Origin of the sequence: Staphylococcus marylandisciuri, assembly GCF_025519785.1 — a bacterium.
Classification (GTDB): Bacteria; Bacillota; Bacilli; order Staphylococcales; family Staphylococcaceae; genus Staphylococcus; species Staphylococcus marylandisciuri.
Genome location: NZ_JAOPKZ010000014.1, coordinates 22,151 through 38,677 on the forward strand (window position 1 = coordinate 22,151; position 16,527 = coordinate 38,677).

At 36.2% G+C, this 16,527-nt stretch carries 14 protein-coding genes; all 14 read left to right on the forward strand.

Translation table 11 applies throughout. The features are described 5' to 3' along the window. Positions 1-279: 279 nt before the first annotated feature. Positions 280-2,346 (forward strand): type I DNA topoisomerase, encoded by a 2,067-nt coding sequence (gene topA / locus N9R04_RS08780; protein WP_262856407.1) that lies wholly within the window; start codon positions 280-282, stop codon positions 2,344-2,346. Positions 2,347-2,607: 261 nt separating this feature from the next. Beyond that, a complete protein-coding gene (gene trmFO, locus N9R04_RS08785) occupies positions 2,608-3,975 on the forward strand; it encodes a methylenetetrahydrofolate--tRNA-(uracil(54)-C(5))-methyltransferase (FADH(2)-oxidizing) TrmFO (protein WP_262856409.1) in 1,368 nt (455 codons plus the stop codon). 112 nt (positions 3,976-4,087) lie between these two features. Next, complete coding sequence (locus N9R04_RS08790; protein ID WP_262856410.1) at positions 4,088-4,981, forward strand: tyrosine recombinase XerC; 894 nt, start codon at positions 4,088-4,090, stop codon at positions 4,979-4,981. Between the two features lies 1 nt (position 4,982). Continuing rightward, a complete protein-coding gene (gene hslV / locus N9R04_RS08795; RefSeq protein WP_262856411.1) occupies positions 4,983-5,525 on the forward strand; it encodes an ATP-dependent protease subunit HslV in 543 nt (180 codons plus the stop codon). A 141-nt stretch (positions 5,526-5,666) separates the two neighbouring features. Then, entirely contained in the window at positions 5,667-7,076 is a 1,410-nt protein-coding gene (hslU, locus tag N9R04_RS08800; RefSeq protein WP_262856412.1) for an ATP-dependent protease ATPase subunit HslU, read from the forward strand. Between the two features lie 23 nt (positions 7,077-7,099). Further along, on the forward strand, positions 7,100-7,873 hold the full coding sequence (gene codY / locus N9R04_RS08805; RefSeq protein WP_262856413.1) for a GTP-sensing pleiotropic transcriptional regulator CodY: 774 nt from the start codon (positions 7,100-7,102) through the stop codon (positions 7,871-7,873). Positions 7,874-8,099: 226 nt separating this feature from the next. Beyond that, positions 8,100-8,897, forward strand: coding sequence for a 30S ribosomal protein S2 (gene rpsB / locus N9R04_RS08810; protein ID WP_262856414.1), 798 nt, complete (start codon positions 8,100-8,102; stop codon positions 8,895-8,897). A gap of 90 nt (positions 8,898-8,987) precedes the next feature. Next, on the forward strand, positions 8,988-9,866 hold the full coding sequence (tsf, locus tag N9R04_RS08815) for a translation elongation factor Ts (RefSeq protein ID WP_262856415.1): 879 nt from the start codon (positions 8,988-8,990) through the stop codon (positions 9,864-9,866). Between the two features lie 243 nt (positions 9,867-10,109). Further along, positions 10,110-10,832, forward strand: coding sequence for a UMP kinase (pyrH, locus tag N9R04_RS08820; protein ID WP_262856416.1), 723 nt, complete (start codon positions 10,110-10,112; stop codon positions 10,830-10,832). 15 nt (positions 10,833-10,847) lie between these two features. Then, complete coding sequence (frr, locus tag N9R04_RS08825; RefSeq protein ID WP_262856417.1) at positions 10,848-11,402, forward strand: ribosome recycling factor; 555 nt, start codon at positions 10,848-10,850, stop codon at positions 11,400-11,402. 273 nt (positions 11,403-11,675) lie between these two features. After that, positions 11,676-12,440 carry an undecaprenyl pyrophosphate synthase gene (gene uppS, locus N9R04_RS08830; protein WP_262856418.1) on the forward strand — a complete coding sequence of 255 codons (765 nt, stop codon included), beginning with the start codon at positions 11,676-11,678 and terminating at the stop codon, positions 12,438-12,440. A gap of 16 nt (positions 12,441-12,456) precedes the next feature. Next, the gene (locus N9R04_RS08835) at positions 12,457-13,239 is read left to right on the forward strand and encodes a phosphatidate cytidylyltransferase (RefSeq protein WP_262856419.1); all 783 of its coding nucleotides are present in this window, start codon (positions 12,457-12,459) and stop codon (positions 13,237-13,239) included. 238 nt (positions 13,240-13,477) lie between these two features. Beyond that, positions 13,478-14,764, forward strand: a complete 1,287-nt coding sequence (rseP, locus tag N9R04_RS08840; RefSeq protein WP_262856420.1) for an RIP metalloprotease RseP — start codon at positions 13,478-13,480, stop codon at positions 14,762-14,764. A 17-nt stretch (positions 14,765-14,781) separates the two neighbouring features. Next, positions 14,782-16,485 (forward strand): proline--tRNA ligase, encoded by a 1,704-nt coding sequence (locus N9R04_RS08845; RefSeq protein ID WP_262856421.1) that lies wholly within the window; start codon positions 14,782-14,784, stop codon positions 16,483-16,485. Positions 16,486-16,527 lie beyond the last annotated feature (42 nt).

Here is a 16,527-nt window from a genome sequence, read left to right on the forward strand (position 1 = left end):
CTAATTTGAACAAAAAAGATTTCGTAGTTCCGCCCCGGCAAGGATGACTAGAATTGAAAAAAGCTTGATACAAGCACATTTTCAAATCAGTCATCTACTGCCAAGATGCTGAAATAAGCTGAGACATTATGTCCCAGCCTCTTGCTCTCTAGTCAAAGACCATTATGTCCCAGCCTCTTATATAGTAGAAAGACGAAACGAAATATTAAAACATTGACAAATACAAAATAAACCGTTTATCATTTACCTTTGAATTAGGAAATTCAAGGGGGTAACACTTTGGCAGAAAATTTAGTCATAGTTGAATCGCCCGCAAAAGCTAAAACAATTGAAAAGTATTTAGGTAAAAAGTATAAGGTAATCGCATCTATGGGGCACGTGCGTGATTTGCCACGCAGTCAGATGGGTGTTGATTACGATAACAATTATGAACCCAAATATATTACGATTCGTGGTAAAGGTCCTGTCGTTAAAGACTTAAAACGTCATGCTAAAAAAGCTAAAAATGTTTATCTTGCAAGTGACCCTGACCGCGAAGGAGAAGCTATTGCGTGGCATTTAGCACACATATTAGAAGTTGAAAATGATAATAAAAATAGAGTAGTTTTTAATGAAATAACTAAAGAGGCTGTAAAAAATAGTTTTAAAAATCCTAGAGGTATCGAGATGAATCTTGTTGATGCACAACAAGCACGCAGGGTATTAGATCGATTAGTAGGATATAATATCTCACCAGTATTGTGGAAAAAAGTAAAGAAAGGCTTATCAGCTGGAAGAGTTCAAACTGTTGCGTTAAGATTGGTGATCGATAGAGAGAACGAAATTCGTAATTTTAAACCTGAAGAGTATTGGAAATTAGAAGGAGAATTTCGCTATAAAAGATCTAAATTTACAGCTAAATTTCTACACTATAAAAATAAGCCCTATAAGTTAAATAAAAAAGAAGATGTAGATACAATTATTGGAGAATTAGATGGCGATCAGTTTGAAGTGACCAATGTTACTAAGAAAGAGAAAAAGAGAAATCCTGCCAATCCATTTACTACGTCTACACTACAACAAGAGGCAGCTCGTAAATTAAATTTCAAAGCTCGAAAAACTATGATGGTCGCCCAACAATTATATGAAGGTATTGACTTGAAGAAACAGGGCACTGTTGGTTTAATCACTTATATGCGTACGGATTCAACGCGTATATCAACTCAAGCGAAGAATGAAGCACACTCGTTTATCGAAGATCAATATGGAAAAGAATATACGGCTCAAAGAAGATCAAAAGGTCAAGGCGATCAAGATGCGCATGAAGCAGTCAGACCGACAAGTTCTAAACGTACTCCTAAAGAGATGAAGAACTATTTAACACGAGATCAATATCGCTTATATAAATTAATATGGGAACGGTTTGTAGCGAGTCAAATGGCTCCAGCTATTCTAGATACTGTGGCCCTTGATCTATCACAGAATGACATTAAATTCCGAGCTAATGGTCAGAAGATCAAGTTTAAGGGTTTCATGTCAGTATATATAGAAGCGAAAGATGATAAAGAAGAGAATAAAGAGAATAAATTGCCTGAAATTAAAAAAGGCGAAATGGTCACTGCGACTAAAATTGAGCCTTCACAACACTTTACTCAGCCGCCACCTCGCTATACTGAAGCTCGTTTAGTTAAAACACTTGAAGAGCTAAAGATTGGTAGACCATCGACTTATGCGCCAACGATAGATACTATTCAGAAACGAAATTACGTGCGTAATGAAAGTAAGCGCTTCGTTCCTACTGAATTAGGTGAAATTGTCTATGAACAGGTTAAAGATTATTTCCCTGAAGTGATAGACGTTGATTTTACGGCTAATATGGAAACGCTACTCGATAAAATTGCTGATGGTGAAATAGATTGGCATAAAGTGATAGACGATTTCTATCGTAGTTTTGAACAAGATGTCAAGCGCGCTGAAGAAGAGATGGAAAAAATTGAAATTAAAGATGAACCCGCTGGAGAAGATTGTGAGGTCTGTGGTTCCCCAATGGTTATTAAAATGGGACGTTATGGTAAATTTATGGCTTGCTCAAACTTCCCAGATTGTCGTAACACTAAAGCTATCGTCAAGAAGATTGGTGTATCTTGTCCTAACTGTAAAGATGGCGAAGTCGTTGAACGTAAATCGAAAAAGAATCGAATTTTTTATGGTTGTTCCAACTATCCTAACTGTGAATTTATTTCATGGGATAAGCCGGTAGGTCGTAACTGTCCTAAGTGCGATCATTATTTAGTAAACCATAAAAAAGGCCGTTCAAGTCAGGTCATCTGCTCTAATTGTGATTATAAAGAAGAAATTCAAAAATAACCGTCGATTATTATCATGTTTGTAGTTAAAAGATTGAGTTAACTAGGCATTTTATCTGTTCATTCTATTTGATCGGTAAGATCAAAGGATTAAAATAAAGAGTAGCTGGTAATTAAATATAAGAAACATAAAGTTCTCTTAACACTTTGCTATAGTCACGAGGCATACTTTTTATTAAATATTTCTTGTTATGCTAGTAGCGACTGGTTGCTATTGTTAGCTATGTCATAAAGTTAATGTTGGTAATCAGTTGCTCTTTTTATGAATTTAGATGAAATAATATTATTGCTCACAAATATTAAGGAGGAGTTTTTGTTAATGGATACAGTTAATGTTGTTGGAGCAGGTCTAGCTGGATCTGAAGCAGCTTATCAGCTGGCAGAGAGAGGATTAAAAGTCAATCTCTTTGAAATGCGCCCAGTTAAACAAACACCAGCCCATCACACTGATAAATTTGCGGAACTTGTATGCTCAAACTCTTTAAGAGGCAATGCATTAACGAACGCTGTTGGAGTTTTGAAGGAAGAAATGCGACGCCTTAATTCTATTATAATTCAGGCAGCGGATCATGCCCGTGTTCCCGCAGGCGGTGCCTTAGCAGTAGATCGTCACGATTTTTCAAATTATATTACTGACACGCTCAAACACCATCCTAACGTGACAGTCAGAAATGAGGAAATTAATAGCATCCCAGAAGGATATACTATAATAGCTACCGGCCCTCTAACTACAGATTATTTGGCGAAAGAAATAGTAGATATTACGGGTCATGATCAACTTTATTTCTATGATGCGGCAGCTCCTATAATTGAAAAGGATAGTATTGATATGGATAAAGTTTATCTTAAATCGCGCTATGATAAAGGTGAAGCAGCTTATCTTAATTGTCCTATGAGCGAAGAGGAATTTAATCGTTTTTATGATGCGCTCTTAGAAGCGGAAGTAGCCCCAGTAAATGAGTTTGAAAAAGAAAAATATTTTGAAGGATGTATGCCTTTTGAAGTCATGGCTGGTAGAGGACGAAAAACATTATTGTTTGGCCCTATGAAACCGGTAGGACTTGAAGATCCTAAGACTGGAGAAACGCCATATGCTGTAGTTCAACTTAGACAAGATGATGCAGCAGGGACACTATATAATATTGTAGGATTTCAAACCCATTTGAAATGGGGAGCACAAAAAGAAGTGGTGCGTTTAATTCCGGGACTCGAGAATGCTGATATAGTTCGCTATGGTGTCATGCATAGAAATACATTTATCAATTCACCTGATGTACTTAATCAGAAGTATGAGTTAATCACGCATCCTCATATATATTTTGCAGGGCAAATGACAGGCGTAGAAGGCTATGTAGAAAGCGCCGCTAGTGGCTTAGTGGCTGGTATTAATTTAGCGCATAAGATTAAAGGGAAAGGTGAAGTCGTCTTTCCTCGAGAAACTATGATTGGCAGCATGGCCTATTATATTTCTCATGCTAAAAATAATAAGAACTTCCAACCGATGAACGCTAATTTTGGAGTGCTACCTCCACTGGATAAGAAAATAAAAAATAAACAAGAACGCAATACAACGTATGCTGAACGAGCTTTAGATTATTTAGAAAAATTTAAACAAACACTAACTAAATAGCAATAGGATACATTCTTTAGAAAATTTCGAATAATATACTTTATTCTGAAGGTTATTGATCGCAGTTCCTTCCATCAATATGCTACAATTCATAATGATGGAGGGATTTTATTTGAACAAAATCCAGCAAGATTATCTATATATGCTTAAAGTTGAAAGGAAATATTCTCATTACACCTTGAAATCCTATGAAGATGATTTATATCAATTTAACTCTTTTTTACAGCAAGAATTATTGGATCTCGAGAGCTTTGAATATAAAGATGCACGTAATTATTTAAGTTATCTTTATCAACAAGGGCTTAAAAGAACGACAGTTTCTAGAAAGATTTCGACTTTGCGAAGCTTTTACGAATATTGGATGACTCAAAATGAAGAAATAGTTAATCCATTTATTCAACTTGTTCATCCTAAAAAGGATAATTACTTACCAAAATTTTTCTATAATGAAGAAATGGAAGCGATGTTCAAAACGGTAACTGAAGATATGAAGAAAGGGTTGCGTGACAGAGTTATTCTAGAATTACTGTTCGCGACTGGCATGAGGGTTTCTGAATTAGTTCACATTAGAGAAACAGATCTAGATATGAATTTACCGGGCGTCAAAGTATTAGGTAAGGGGAGTAAAGAACGCTTTATACCTTTTGGTGAACTATGCAGGCAAAGCATTATTAAATATCTAGAGGAATTTCAACCCGCCCGTCAACGAGCACATGACTATTTAATAGTTAATATGAATGGTGCTCCTCTAACAGAAAGAGGCGTGAGATATGTGTTAAATGACATAGTGAAAAGAACAACAGGTGTGACAGAAATTCACCCTCATAAGATAAGGCATACATTCGCTACTCACATGCTTAATGAAGGAGCAGATCTACGCACTGTACAATCATTGCTTGGTCATGTTAACTTATCGACGACTGGACGTTACACTCACGTTACAAATGACCAATTAAGAAAAGTATATTTAAACGCACATCCACGTGCTAAGAAGGAGAATAATTAATATGAGTTCATCAATTCATGCAACTACCATCTTTGCTGTTCAACACCAAGGTCATTCTGCTATGGCAGGGGATGGTCAGGTTACGCTAGGTAACCAAGTTATTATGAAGCAAACAGCACGTAAAGTCCGCACTCTATATGACGGCAAGGTTTTAGCTGGTTTTGCTGGTAGTGTGGCTGACGCTTTTACACTCTTTGAAAAATTTGAAACGAAATTACAGCAGTTTAGTGGAAATCTTGAACGTGCCGCGGTTGAACTTGCACAAGAATGGCGTGGAGATAAACAGCTGCGTCAACTCGAAGCTATGCTAATAGTTATGGATAAAGAGAATATATTAGTCGTTAGCGGTACAGGTGAGGTCATCGCACCAGATGATGACATTATCGCTATTGGTTCAGGAGGTAACTACGCGTTAAGCGCCGGACGTGCTTTGAAACGTCATGCGAAAAATCTAAGCGCCAAAGAAATGGCATATGAAAGTTTAAAAGTTGCCTCAGATATTTGTGTTTTCACAAATGATCAAATCGTTGTTGAAGAACTTTAAGGTAAAAGTTAACTTACAATTTATAAAAATGTATGCAATGATAATATAAATAAGTTATAGTAAATTATGATAGGCTTTTTGATAATAATTTTATCTAAAAGACAAGTTATATTTAAATCTAAAAAGACGGAGGAACATGAGATGGAAGCGAGCAATATCAAATTAACGCCTAAAGATATCGTTTCTAAGTTAAATGAGTATATAGTTGGGCAAGATGACGCGAAGAGAAAAGTTGCTATAGCGCTACGCAATAGATATAGACGCAGTTTGCTCAATGAGGAAGAGAAACAAGAAATCGCTCCAAAAAATATCTTAATGATAGGACCTACAGGTGTGGGTAAAACAGAAATCGCGCGTCGAATGGCTAAAATTGTTGGGGCCCCATTTATTAAAGTAGAAGCGACGAAATTTACTGAAGTAGGGTATGTCGGTCGCGATGTAGAAAGCATGGTTAGAGATTTAGTAGATGTTTCTGTACGTCTTGTAAAGGATCAAAAAAAAGAAACGGTACGAGATGAAGCAACTGAAAAGGCAAATGAAAAATTAGTGAAATTACTCGTACCAAGCATGAAGAAAAAAGCAAGTCAAAAAAATAGTAACAACCCGTTAGAGTCGCTCTTCGGTGGTGCTATACCGAACTTCGGTCAAAATGAGGATGAAGAGGAAGAAACACCTAGCGAAGAGGTTAAAACAAAGCGTTCAGAAATTAGAAAACAATTATTAAACGGTGAACTAGAGGAGGAGAAAGTTCGCCTTAAAGTAGAACAAGACCCCGGAGCTATGGGGATGTTAGGAACGAATCAGAATCAGCAAATGCAAGATATGATAAACCAATTGATGCCCAAGAAGAAAGTTGAACGTGAATTACCAGTTAGAACAGCGCGGAAAATTTTGATCGATGACTTCGCAGATCAACTTATCGATCAAGAGACAGCTAATCAAGAAGCGATTGAACTTGCTGAGCAAATGGGTATAATCTTTATCGATGAAATAGACAAGGTAGCTACAGGTAATCAGAATTCTGGTCAAGATGTGTCGCGCCAAGGTGTACAGAGAGATATACTGCCTATTCTTGAAGGTAGCGTAATTCAAACTAAGTATGGTAGTGTAAGTACTGAACATATGCTTTTCATTGGAGCAGGCGCTTTCCATGTTTCTAAACCGAGTGATTTAATACCTGAATTACAAGGGCGTTTCCCTATTCGTGTGGAACTCGAGAGCCTTTCAGTGGAAGACTTCGAACGTATTCTAAAAGAGCCTAGATTATCATTGATTAAACAATATGAAGCTTTATTAGGTACTGAAGAAGTGACAGTTAACTTCTCAGATGAAGCGATTCACCGACTAGCAGAAATTGCTTATCAAGTGAATCAAGATACCGACAATATCGGCGCTCGTCGTTTACACACTATCCTAGAAAAAATGTTAGAAGATTTATCATATGAAGCGCCAAACATGCCTCAAGCGGTAGTAGATATAACTCCGCAATATGTAGATGACAAACTAAAATATATTTCAACTAACAAAGATTTAAGTGCATTTATCTTATAATATAAAAATAAAGGAGAAAGTATATGAGCTTATTATCAAAAACTAGAGAGTTGAACACCTTATTGCAGAAACATAAGGGTCTTGCTGTAAACTTTAAAGATGTAGCACAAACGATAAGTAATGTAACAATCACTAATGTATTTATTGTATCGCGTAAAGGTAAAATATTAGGATCTAGCTTAAATGAATTATTAAAAAATGAACGCATTATTCAAATGCTTGATAATCGACACATTCCTAGTGAATATAAAGATAAGTTAATGGATGTTAAAGAGACGATGTCTAACATTGATATTGACGATGATCTATCAGTCTTCCCTCCTGAGAATAAAGATTTATTCGAAGATAGTCGTACTACGATCTTCCCGATTCTCGGTGGAGGTGAACGCTTAGGAACATTGGTATTAGGCAGAGTGCAAGAAGACTTCTCCGAAAATGACCTCGTGTTAGGTGAGTATGCTGCAACAGTTATCGGAATGGAAATATTACGTGAAAAACATAATGAAGTTGAGCAAGAAGCGAGAGATAAAGCAGCGATTAATATGGCTATTAATTCACTATCTTATTCAGAAAGCGAAGCTATAGAGCACATCTTTGAAGAACTCGGAGATCAAGAAGGCTTACTCATTGCATCTAAAGTAGCAGATAGAGTTGGCATCACGCGTTCAGTGATTGTTAACGCGTTACGTAAACTTGAAAGTGCAGGAGTTATCGAGTCTCGCTCACTAGGTATGAAAGGTACGTTTATAAAAGTTAAAAAAACGAAGTTCTTAGATGAACTGGAAAGAATTAAGTAATAGTAACTTTTCTAAATAAGATGAAAAGGTAATTTAAATATTAGATGTTTCGTCGAAGAAGGTCAGACACAGCTATTGCTTAATTTTAATAATTGTGGTATATTAAATGACGGCTAAAAAAGCCAATACACACATAGATCGTTGAAGTATAAAGGGTGCGTTGATCTATTAACGTGTTTATATGAGCGATTTATGGAGGTAAATAACCAATAGGAGGATTTAAATCATGGCAGTAATTTCTATGAAACAATTACTTGAAGCAGGTGTTCACTTCGGTCACCAAACACGCCGTTGGAACCCTAAAATGAAGAGATACATTTTCACTGAAAGAAATGGTATCTATATCATTGACTTACAAAAAACAGTTAAGAAAGTTGAAGAAGCTTATAACTTCGTTAAGAAACTATCTGCAGATGGTGGCAAAGTATTATTTGTTGGTACGAAGAAGCAAGCTCAAGAGTCAGTTAAGAATGAAGCTGAGCGTGCTGGTCAATACTATGTTAACCAAAGATGGTTAGGCGGAATATTAACTAACTATAAAACAATTTCTAAACGTATTAAACGCATCTCTGAAATCGAGAAGATGGAAGAGGATGGTTTATTCGAAGTTCTTCCTAAAAAAGAAGTGGTTGAACTTAAAAAAGAATATAATCGCTTAATTAAATTCTTAGGCGGTATTCGTGAAATGAAATCTATGCCTGATGCTTTATTTGTAGTGGACCCTCGTAAAGAGCGCAACGCTATAGCTGAAGCACGCAAATTAAATATCCCAATCGTTGCTATCGTGGATACTAACTGTGATCCAGATGAAATTGATTACGTAATCCCGGCAAACGATGATGCTATTCGTGCTGTTAAATTATTAACAGGAAAAATGGCAGATGCTGTATTAGAAGGTCAACAAGGTGTTTCTAATGAGGAAGTTGCAGCGGAACAGAACATTGATTTAGAAGAATCTAATTCAAGTGAAGATGATCAAAACGCTGACTCAACTGAGGACAACACTTCTGCTGATTCTAAGTAAGCTTAATGTAAAATGGGTGATAAGATAATCAGGCTTATCACCTTTTTTTAAAATAATATACGATAGAGTTAAATATTGGAGGAATAGTAAATGGCAATTTCAGCTAAACTTGTTAAAGAACTACGCGAAAAAACTGGCGCTGGTATGATGGATTGTAAAAAAGCATTAACAGAAACTGACGGTGACATCGATAAAGCTGTCGACTACCTACGTGAGAAAGGTATTGCTAAAGCAGCTAAAAAAGCTGATCGTATTGCTGCTGAAGGCTTAGTGCATGTTGAAACTAAAGGTAACGATGCTGTCATCGTTGAAATTAACTCTGAAACAGACTTTGTGGCACGTAATGAAGGTTTCCAAGAGTTAGTTAAAGAAATTGCAAACCAAGTATTAGAAACGAAAGTATCTTCTGTTGAAGAATTACATGAATCTAAATTACCAAGCGGTCAAACTGTTGATGAAAGAATGAAAGAAGCAATTGCTACTATCGGAGAAAAATTAAGTATCCGTCGCTTCGCAGTTAAAAGTAAGTCAGACAACGATGCATTTGGCGCATATCTTCACATGGGCGGCCGTATCGGTGTGCTATCTGTAGTTGAAGGCACTACTGATGAAGCAGCTGCTAAAGATGTAGCTATGCATGTTGCTGCTATTAATCCTAAATATGTATCTTCAGACCAAGTTAGTGAAGAAGAGCTTAAACATGAGAAAGATATTCTCAAACAACAAGCTTTAAATGAAGGTAAACCAGAAAATATAGTTGAAAAAATGGTCGAAGGTCGTATGCGCAAGTACTTGCAAGAAATTTGTGCAGTAGATCAAAACTTCGTTAAAGATCCTGATCAAACAGTAGAAAGCTTCTTGAAATCTAAAGGTGGTCAACTTACAGACTTCGTGCGTTATGAAGTAGGCGAAGGTATGGAAAAACGCGAAGAAAACTTTGCTGACGAAGTTAAAGGACAAATGAAATAAACTGTTCATAGGAAGTATAAGGAAGAAGGCACCTTTGTATTCCCGTATAGAAGGCACTTTTATATAGGAACACGCTACGTGTCTTCTTTACTTGTATCATTTTATAGAATGAAATGAATCAACTGACTGACTATTTATTTTATGCTTACTGCTGTTTAACCTTGATATTTCGAAAATATATCAATGCAGAAGTATATCACTAATCAGTGCAATTACATATTTTTACAATGAGAGGATAGTACAATGGCTCAAACTTCTAAATATAAACGTGTAGTTCTAAAGTTAAGTGGTGAAGCATTAGCTGGAGACGATGGTTTCGGTATAAATCCAATTATAATTAAAAGTGTAGCACAACAAGTAGCTGAAGTAGCTAAGATGGATTGCGAAATCGCTGTGATTGTCGGCGGTGGCAATATTTGGAGAGGTAAAACGGGCAGTGACCTAGGAATGGATCGAGGGACAGCTGATTACATGGGAATGTTAGCTACTGTGATGAATGCTCTAGCTTTACAAGATAGCTTAGAACAGCTAGATTGTGATACTCGTGTATTAACTTCAATTGAAATGAAACAAGTTGCTGAGCCTTATATTCGTAGAAGAGCTATCAGACATTTAGAGAAGAAACGTGTGGTTATCTTTGCAGCTGGCATAGGTAATCCATACTTCTCTACCGATACAACTGCTGCTTTACGAGCAGCAGAAGTTGAAGCAGATGTGATCTTAATGGGTAAAAATAATGTAGATGGTGTTTATTCTGCTGATCCTAAGATTGATCCTAGTGCAAAGAAATATGAGCATCTCACTCATATCCAAATGTTGCAAGAAGGCTTACAAGTAATGGATTCTACTGCATCATCATTCTGTATGGATAATGATATTCCACTTAATGTCTTCTCTATTATGGAAGAAGGCAATATAAAACGCGCAGTTCTTGGCGAAGACATTGGAACATTAATTACTAAATAATAGAGGTGTAAATAAATGAGTGACATTATTAAAGATACTAAAGCTAGAATGAAGAAATCTATAGATAGCTTGTCTCGTGAACTTGCAAATATTAATGCAGGACGAGCAAACTCTAACTTGTTAAATGGAGTTACAGTTGATTATTATGGAGCGCCAACTCCTATTCAACAACTTGCGAGCATTAGCGTACCTGAAGCGCGTTTACTTGTAGTCTCACCTTATGATAAAAGTTCAGTAGAGGATATCGAGAAAGCTATTAACGCAGCTAACTTAGGTGTTAACCCAACGAGCGATGGTGAAGTTATTCGTATAACAGTACCTGCTTTAACTGAAGAACGCCGTAAAGAGCTGTTTAAAGAAGTGAAAAAAATAGGCGAAAACGCTAAAGTTTCAGTACGTAATATTCGTCGAGATGTCAATGACTCCCTTAAAAAACAAGAGAAAGACGGAGAGATTACAGAGGACGACTTGAAGACGCAAACAGATAATGTACAAAAAGCGACTGACGACTCTATTAAAGAAATAGATCAACTTGTAGATGAAAAAGAAGAGGACATCATGTCTGTTTAATTTAATTGAACTTAAGGAGTAATTGTCCAAATTTAAATATAGAGGGCAATTGCTCCTCGTTTTATAATGATGACGAGCAATTATTTTTTATGATGAATACATATTATAGTAGCGGTCATTTTCATTCACGCTTAAAGACTGTAGCAAAATCATACTTTGGTACAGTTTTTTATTTTGTTAATTCAACCCACTAGGTTTGTATGATAAAATGGAAGTTAAATGTACGCATAACCTTTACGTTAAACAGAGATGATAATGCTCGGAGGAAGTACCATGTTCAAAAAGTCTAGAAATAAGAAAAAAACGTCGTCTAATATAGATCTACAGGAATTAGATATACATAATATACCGAAGCATGTAGCTATTATAATGGATGGTAATGGACGTTGGGCTAAAAAGAGAAAAATGCCTAGGATAAAAGGTCATTACCAAGGGATGCAAACTGTTAAGACGATAACTAAACAAGCGAGCGATTTAGGAATTGAATATTTAACTTTGTATACATTTTCTACTGAGAATTGGACACGGCCTGAAAGTGAAGTTAATTACATTATGAATTTACCAGTAGATTTCCTAAAGACTTTTCTACCCGAATTAATAGAGAAGAATGTTAAAGTTGAAACTATTGGATTCATTTCTAACTTACCTAACTCGACGCTTAAAGCTATTGAACAAGCTAAAGATCAAACGAAAAATAACACAGGATTGAAACTTATCTTTGCTATGAACTACGGTGGACGAGCTGAAATAGTCGACGGAGTTAAAGCGCTATATAGGAAAGTTCAAGCTAAGGAGATCGCAATTGATGACATCGATGAAGAACTATTATCGTCTAACTTGATGACAAAAAGTTATCCTGACCCAGAGTTATTGATCAGAACATCTGGTGAGCAACGCATTAGTAACTTTTTAATTTGGCAAGTCTCATATAGTGAATTTATTTTTAATGAAAAGTTATGGCCTGACTTTGATAGTGAGGAGCTAATCAAGTGTCTAAAAATATATCAGAATCGCCAAAGACGTTTTGGCGGTTTGTGATAGATAGGAGATAAATATGAAAGTAAGAACGTTAACTGCCATCATCGCACTCATCATATTTTTACCTATCCTGCTAAAGGGTGGGGTCATATTAATGCTATTTTCTTATCTATTAGCTTTTATTGCTTTGAAAGAATTATTAAATATGAATATGATTAGGTTTTTATCGATACCAGGAATTATTAGTGCCTTAGGATTACTCATTATCATGCTACCTCAGAATGCAGGTCACTGGGTAGATCAGGTTCAATTTAAGTCGCTCATAGCTATGAGTTTTGTTCTGCTCAGTTATACTGTGTTGTCTAAGAATAGATTTAGCTTTATGGACGCGGCGTTTTGCCTCATGTCTATCGCATATGTGGGAATTGGTTTTATGTATCTTTATACAACACGCGCAGAAGGTTTACACTACATACTCTTTGCATTTTTAGTCGTGTGGTTAACTGATACGGGAGCTTACATTTTTGGTCGATTAATAGGTAAGCATAAACTTTGGCCAGTGATAAGTCCTAATAAAACGATTGAAGGTTTTCTCGGTGGTTTACTGTGTAGCCTAGTAGTTCCGCTCATTATGATGATATTCGTAGATTTTAATATTGCTACGTGGTTATTGCTCATCTTTACCATAATACTTAGTATGTTTGGACAACTGGGAGATTTAGTTGAATCTGGATTTAAACGTCATTTTGGTGTTAAAGATTCTGGAAGAATATTACCTGGTCATGGCGGTATATTAGACCGCTTTGATAGCTTTATGTTTGTGCTACCACTGTTGAATATATTATTGGTACAAATATAAACTGTTAAGCGACTAAATTCGAGGGGGTGAGATTAGAAGCTTCAGAGAAGAAGTTTTGTCTCACTCCTATTCCATTTGAAACCATCAAACAACAAATCGGTAGTAGACAGAGAAGCGTTATACTCTTATAATTTATATAGTCTATAGTAAATTTACAAATTGGATAATTAGGAAATAGTGTTTAAATAAATTCAATGAACTTATAGTAAGTAAAATAAAAATTTTGAGGTGTATGGATTTGAGTTATCTCATTACGATACTAGCATTCATCATAGTATTTGGCGTCTTAGTTACCGTACACGAATACGGGCACATGTTCTTCGCTAAGAGAGCAGGTATTATGTGTCCTGAATTCGCAATAGGCATGGGTCCTAAATTATTAAGCTTCCGCAAGGGTGAAACGCTTTATACCATCCGTTTATTGCCAGTGGGTGGTTACGTTCGCATGGCTGGAGATGGTTTGGAAGAGCCGCCAGTTCAACCTGGAATGCATGTTAAGATCAAATTAAATGATGACGGAGAGATCACCCATATCATTTTGGATGATCATCATAAATTTCAAAAAATAGAAGCCATCGAAGTCAAAAATTGTGATTTTAAAGAAGGTCTATTTGTTGAAGGTGTAACAGCTTATGATCAAGAGCGTCATCATTTTAATATCGCTAAGAAAGCATATTTTGTCGAAAATGGTAGCTTAGTGCAAATAGCACCTAAGCACCGTCAATTTACTTATAAGAAACCTTATCAAAAGTTTTTAGCGCTTATTGCAGGTCCTTTATTTAACTTTTTACTCACTCTTATTTTATTTATAGGGCTAGCGTATTACCAAGGAACTCCAACTAATGGTGTAGCTGGTATTGAGAAAGGATCACCTGCGGCGAAAGCGGGTCTACAATCTGGAGATAAAGTAGTAAAATTAGGCGATTATAAAGTCTCTGATCAGAAGGATTTGCGGGCTGCAACTACTAAAGTTAAAGACCATTCAACTACAATTGAAGTTAAACGAGATGGTAAATTAAAATCATTCCACATCACTCCGAAGAAGAAAGTATATAAACAAAGCAAGTTTAATAAGGAAACACTTTATCAACTGGGTATTGAAGCTCAAACAGAACACACATTATTCAAACCTTTATTATCGGGTGTTGAAAAAACTTTAATAGCAGGGAAGTTTATATTTACTGCTATAGTAGGGATGATAGCTAGTATATTTACTGGTCAATTTTCATTCGATATGTTAAATGGTCCAGTAGGTATTTATCATCATGTTGATTCTGTAGTGAAAACTGGCATATTTAATGTAATTAACATGACTGCAATGCTAAGTATCAATCTAGGTTTAATGAACTTGTTACCTGTACCTGCTCTAGATGGTGGACGAATTCTATTTGTTATTTACGAAGCGATATTTAGAAAGCCAATCAATAAAAAGGCAGAGACTACGATGATAGCAATTGGTGCTGTATTTGTATTGATCGTTATGATATGCGTGACATGGAATGATATACAACGTTATTTCTTATAATTTAGGGAGGCAAAAGTATGAAACAGTCTAAAGTTTTTATACCAACTATGAAAGAAGTGCCAGCGAGTGCTGAAGCGCTTAGTCATCGTTTGCTACTTAAAGCAGGATTAATCAAACAGAGCACGAGTGGTATTTATAGCTACCTACCAGTAGCTACGCGCGTGCTTAATAATATCGAAACTATTATACGTGAAGAGATGGAACGTATTGACGCTGTGGAAATACTTATGCCTGCTTTACAACAAGCAGAACTATGGGAAGAATCAGGTCGTTGGTCAGCTTATGGCCCAGAGTTGATGAGATTGAAAGATCGACATGGTCGTGAATTTGCACTTGGACCTACTCATGAGGAAGTCGTAACTTCTCTAGTTAGGGATGAGTTGAAATCTTATAAGCAACTACCGCTCACTCTTTTCCAAATTCAATCTAAGTTTCGTGATGAAAAACGCCCTCGATTTGGGTTGTTACGAGGTAGAGAATTCATCATGAAAGATGCTTATTCTTTTCATATTGATGAGGCGTCATTAGATACAACATATAATCAAATGTACGAAGCATATAGCCGTATATTTAAACGCGTAGGATTAAATGCCAGACCAGTTGTAGCTGATTCAGGTGCTATCGGTGGGAGTCATACGCACGAATTTATGGCATTAAGCGAGATAGGTGAAGATACTATTGTTTATAGTGAAAATAGTGATTATGCAGCTAATATAGAAAAAGCTGAGATTAAATATACACCTAATCATAAAGATGAGGCAGCTGCAACACTAGAGAAAATAGCTACACCAAATATCACTACAGCTCAAGCGCTCGCTGATCACCTGGATAAATCATTAGACGAAGTCACTAAAACGATGGTGTTTAAAGTTGATGGAGAATTTATATTATTGCTTATTAGGGGCCATCATGAAGTGAATGATATCAAGCTTAAAGCTTACTTTGGTACTGATCAGATCGAACTTGCTTCTCAAGCTGAAGTTTATAATCTTCTAGGAGCTCATCCGGGCTCATTAGGTCCAGTCACAGATAAATCAATTAAGGTGTATGCAGATAATAGTATACAAGATTTACTAAATATTGTTGTAGGTGCTAACGAAGATGGTTATCACTTTATCAATGCTCAAGTTGGCAGAGATTTTATCGTAGAAGCGTATGATGATTTCCGCTATATTTTAGAAGGAGAGCCCTTAATTGATGGGTCAGGACCCGCACGCTTTGCTGAAGGTATTGAGGTGGGCCAAGTGTTCAAGTTAGGTAATAAATATTCTGAAGCTATGAATGCCACTGTACTTAATGACCAAGGGAAAGCGCAATCACTTCTTATGGGTTGTTATGGTATCGGAGTATCTCGTACACTCAGTGCTATCATCGAGCAACATCATGATGAGCAGGGCATTATTTGGCCTAAATCAGTTGCGCCATATGATATCCATCTCATTGCTATTAATCCTAAAAAAGATGAACAAAGAGAGTTAGCAGAAAAGCTATATGGTCAATTAACTCAAGCGTATGATGTATTGTATGATGACCGTAAAGAGCGTCCGGGCGTTAAATTTAATGATGCAGATTTAATAGGTTTACCTGTTCGTATCGTAGTAGGTAAAAATGCTGGAGAAGGCATAGTAGAAGTTAAGCGAAGAGATAACGGTGAAGGTCAAGAAGTACATATCGATAAGCTTCACGATTATGTAGATGAATTATATGAACAGGTTAATTAAATAATGAGAAGAGGGGCTAGGTTTAATATACTTTAATCTTCG